The organism is Pseudomonas sp. AGC41 (assembly GCF_057334555.1).
In genome coordinates, this window is record NZ_JBHFJB010000017.1 from 1 (window position 1) to 3,786 (window position 3,786).

5 protein-coding genes are annotated in these 3,786 nt (G+C 58.6%); 1 reads left to right on the forward strand and 4 read right to left on the reverse strand.

The features are described from left to right. From ACE04F_RS02180 to ACE04F_RS02190, 3 genes are all read right to left on the reverse strand, one after another. On the reverse strand, positions 1-144 hold a 144-nt coding region (locus ACE04F_RS02180), incomplete at its 3' end, for a cold shock domain-containing protein (protein WP_486104475.1). A gap of 343 nt (positions 145-487) precedes the next feature. Then, positions 488-1,192: a lytic polysaccharide monooxygenase gene (locus ACE04F_RS02185; protein ID WP_486104460.1), complete on the reverse strand. Its 705-nt coding sequence runs from the start codon at positions 1,190-1,192 to the stop codon at positions 488-490. 268 nt (positions 1,193-1,460) lie between these two features. Continuing rightward, the gene (locus tag ACE04F_RS02190; RefSeq protein ID WP_486104462.1) at positions 1,461-2,039 is read right to left on the reverse strand and encodes a hypothetical protein; all 579 of its coding nucleotides are present in this window, start codon (positions 2,037-2,039) and stop codon (positions 1,461-1,463) included. A 160-nt stretch (positions 2,040-2,199) separates the two neighbouring features. Here ACE04F_RS02190 and ACE04F_RS02195 point away from each other — a divergent pair, with 160 nt between their 5' ends. Beyond that, positions 2,200-2,769: a DUF2780 domain-containing protein gene (locus ACE04F_RS02195; protein ID WP_486104464.1), complete on the forward strand. Its 570-nt coding sequence runs from the start codon at positions 2,200-2,202 to the stop codon at positions 2,767-2,769. On the opposite strand, the gene ACE04F_RS02200 is transcribed toward ACE04F_RS02195, so the two are convergent. Beyond that, on the reverse strand, positions 2,770-3,657 hold the full coding sequence (locus ACE04F_RS02200) for an acyltransferase (protein ID WP_486104465.1): 888 nt from the start codon (positions 3,655-3,657) through the stop codon (positions 2,770-2,772). It lies immediately after the preceding gene. Between the last annotated feature and the right edge of the window lie 129 nt (positions 3,658-3,786).

Below are 3,786 nucleotides of genomic sequence, written 5' to 3' on the forward strand. Positions count from 1 at the left end.
CTTTTCCCTTACAGTCTTGTAACCTTCACCGTCGATCGCCGAGTAATGGACGAACAGGTCGTCGACGCGTTTGCCGCAGGTGATGAAGCCATAGCCCTTGGCATCGTTGAACCATTTAACGGTTCCCTGGAGTCGGTTGCTCATTGTTATTGTCCTGCTTGCCCGACTGAAAGAGGTGCGGTGCGTTTTTGCTCGCGACTTGCTTTTTGCGAGTTGATTGAAGCTTACGCTCGGTGCTTTAAATGCCTACTGTCAAACATGACAGTAGGCATTATGGAAAGGACATAACTCGTGGTTTTTTTATTCATAATTGTCCAGGCCAGCCCACGGCTGTCCCGTCCAACATTCGCTCGTTGAAACTGATAATTTACGAAAGGCGATGCCTTCCTCGATCAAGTGGCGGCTTGGATCTATAGCCGGCTTCGTAAAACAAGGTGAACGACAAACCTGGAGAACCTTTACCCGTTTGAGACGCACGGGCTGGCCCTCATTTTTTCGCATTGGTCAGCACCACATCGCTGCAGCTGAAGAATGTTTCGTGGGGAGATTCTTTGCGGCGCCACATGATGAAGATCACTGATCTGCTGTCCGTGACGTAGCCCGGAAGTAGTTCAACGTCCAGATAATACGTACCTGCTCCTTTGGAGTCCGGGGCAGGCTTCACCTCGATGACTCTGGATTGCTTCAGCGCGGCCCAGCTAAGATTGTCCGGATCAGTCAGGTAAACCTTGAATTCGCTGGGGTCATGCATCTGGCTCGCCACGTAAGTGAGCTGCACGCGGCCATCCTTCACGTCCAGGTTGGTGGTGTGCCAGGCATCGCTTTTGATATTGATGCTGTCGAAGCGAGGCTGCCCGGCGGAACAAAGTTTCCCATCGGGAGCGACATCTTCCGGTTTTGTGCCTTCGGGGATGTTTTGGGAGTAGGCGTTCCAATCGTTGAATAGGCCGGCGCGTTCCCAATCAGCGTTGCCGGCCGCGGTAAAAGCTTCCCGGCAAGCAGCGTTTTTGATGTTTGCGCTGCCATTGTTGAAGTCCTGCTGAGCCCAGCAATAGTATTGGCGAGACGGAGGCACCTGTGATGTACCGTGTTTTGTTTCGGGGCTAGTGGGCGGGGATGTGACCCTACTGCAACTGATCAGACCGATGCCGGACAGCAGAATGCAGCTGAGGGCGAGACTGGTGTATTTCATCGCAAATTCCTTTTCTAGAGAGAGTTCCTTGTTCCGGACACGATGTCCGGCCGATTGCAGGGTAAAAAAATCAGCGAAGAGTTTTACCTTCTGCCATTCGAGCTTAGGAGCGAGATGAACCGTTGCCTACTGTCAGAGTTGACAGCATTGCGTCAAAAAGAAACACGACCAGGGTTTCGCCAACGCACAGACGTTTCATGCCGGTAGTTGTCTCCAGCACATGACACTATCAAAGGCTTCCGTATGGCGCGGCGCGCCGTGCCTCGGTTCAACGCTGGCTCGTCGCGGCCTCGCCGATCCGCTGGCAGAATTGCGAATAGAACGCCTGGGCGTTGGTGCTCCGGCAATCGTCCTTGATCTGCGCCAGGGCGGCCGGTCTGAATGTCAGCCTGCGGGGCATGCTGGCGAAGTTGAAGTAGCCATCCTGTTGGGTCTTGATGGCATCAAAGCCTGACATGTCATACACCAGTTCGACGTCGTCATCGGCGAGCATTCGCGCTCTGACAGTCACTTGGGTATACGCCTTGCCTCCTGGCGCGCCGTTCAGCGCCGCCAGGCCGTGGCCGACGATGCGCAGCATGTCCGGCGCCCAGTCGTCGCCCTCCTCGGTGGCCGTTGCCGGACGGTAGAAAGCGGTCAGGGCCTGCTGGTCTCGGGTGACCTGCGTCAGCGCTGGATCATAACGCTTGATGCGGTGTTCGATGGTCAGCCAGGTCTTTTGGTCTTCGCTGAGGTCGTCGGCAAGCTCCGGGTTCAACGGGCCACGCTGGCACTCGCTGACACCGAAAGCGATGAGCATGCCGGTCAGAATGACCGCGAGGGCGCCTCCACCGATTTGTACGTTCATGGCGTTACTCTGCTGAAAGGAGGCTGCACTGTATTCGATGGCAGGTATTGCTGCACGGGGCACGGTGCGGCTTTGAACAAACCCCGGCCATCCCAGTCCAACGCTCGACTTTGCGCCGCCCCTTTCCGGGCGGCTTTTTCATGTTCCAGAGGATGTCCCGATGAAGGTTCCACGCGGTTTTGCACTGTCTTGCCTGCTTTCGTTGGCAGCTGGCCCGGCCTTCGCACAGTTCAGCCTCGCTGATGCGACAAGCGTGATCTTGGCCATCCAGGGCAACCAGCAGGAGGGGGCGGTGGCGGCTGCGCCGAAAGCCGCCGGGTTGCTCAATACCCTCGGCTCGGAACTCCAGATCACCCCGGAGCAAGCCGTGGGCGGTGCCGGGGCGATGCTCGGTCTGGCCAGGAACCAGCTCAGCGAGGCGCAGTTCTCCGAGCTGAGCAAAAGTGTGCCGGGGCTCGATCAGATCGCCGGGAACAGCGCCATCGGTGGCCTCAACGGCCTGGGTGGCTTGCTGGGCGGCGGGCCGGACAAAAACGCTTTGCTTGACGGCTTGCTCGGCAACGTCAAGGACACCGGCGACTTGAACAATGCCTTCAGCGCGCTGGGCATGGACAGCGGCATGATCGGCCAGTTTGCCCCGATCATCTTGCAGTACCTCGGCCAACAGGGCGTCGCCAGCTCGCTGTTGCAGAACCTGGGCGGCATCTGGGGCGCCGGTGCCGGTATCTGATCAGCCGCCCTCGTTGCGCAGTTGGGCAATGCGCCGGTCCTTTTCGCGCCAGAGCTGGTTGACCCAGTCCTGTACATGCTGGCGAAACAACGGGTCGTTTTCGTAGTCGCCCTGCCACAGCGCCGGGTCCAGTTCGCGGGTCTGGATGTCGATGATGACCCTGGGCACCGCGCCGCTGATCAAGTCCCAGAACCCGGGGATACGCTGCTGCGGATAGACCACCGTCACGTCGAGGATCGCATCCAGCTGCTCGCCCATCGCCGCCAGCACAAACGCCACGCCACCGGCCTTGGGCTTGAGCAGATGGCTGAAGGGCGATTGCTGTTGTTGGCTTTTGGCGGCGGTGAAGCGTGTGCCTTCGAGATAATTCACCACGGTGACTGGCTGACGCTTGAACAGCTCGCAGGCGGCCTTGGTGATTTCCAGATCCTTGCCGGCCAGCTGCGGATTCTTCGCCAAAAACGCCTTGGTGTAGCGCTTCATGAAAGGGTAATCCAGTGCCCACCACGCCAGCCCCAGGAACGGCACCCAGATCAGCTCTTTCTTGAGGAAGAACTTGAAGAATGGCGTGCGTCGGTTGAGGGTCTGGACCAGGGCGGGGATATCCACCCATGACTGGTGATTGCTGATCACCAGGTACGAGGTGTCGCTGCGCAGGCCTTCACCGCCGCGAATGTCCCAGCGAGTGGGGATGCACCAGGAAAAAATCAGCTTGTCGATCTCGGCCCAGGTCTCGGCAATCCACATTACCGCCCACGAGGCGTAGTCGCGAAAACGCCCGGGCAGGACCAGTTTGAGCAATGCGAACACCATCAGCGGCCCGAACAGCACCAAGGTATTGAGCAGTAGCAGCAGGGTGACGAAACAGCCGGTGAGCAGGCGGCGCATAGATGACTCTTGCAAACGGGATGGGCGGGCCATGATAAGCAGCTTCGAGCGGCAGGCCAAATCGGCCCGGACGAAAGTTTCACTTGGGCTTGGCTAAACTGGGGCGAATTTTTGTGGGGGGGGGGGGGG

Coding starts and splice junctions, on each gene's coding strand:
- ACE04F_RS02185 (WP_486104460.1), bottom strand. CDS start 1,192: ATGAAATACACCAGTCTCGCCCTCAGCTGCATTCTGCTGTCCGGCATC.
- ACE04F_RS02190 (WP_486104462.1), bottom strand. CDS start 2,039: ATGAACGTACAAATCGGTGGAGGCGCCCTCGCGGTCATTCTGACCGGC.
- ACE04F_RS02195 (WP_486104464.1), top strand. CDS start 2,200: ATGAAGGTTCCACGCGGTTTTGCACTGTCTTGCCTGCTTTCGTTGGCA.
- ACE04F_RS02200 (WP_486104465.1), bottom strand. CDS start 3,657: ATGCGCCGCCTGCTCACCGGCTGTTTCGTCACCCTGCTGCTACTGCTC.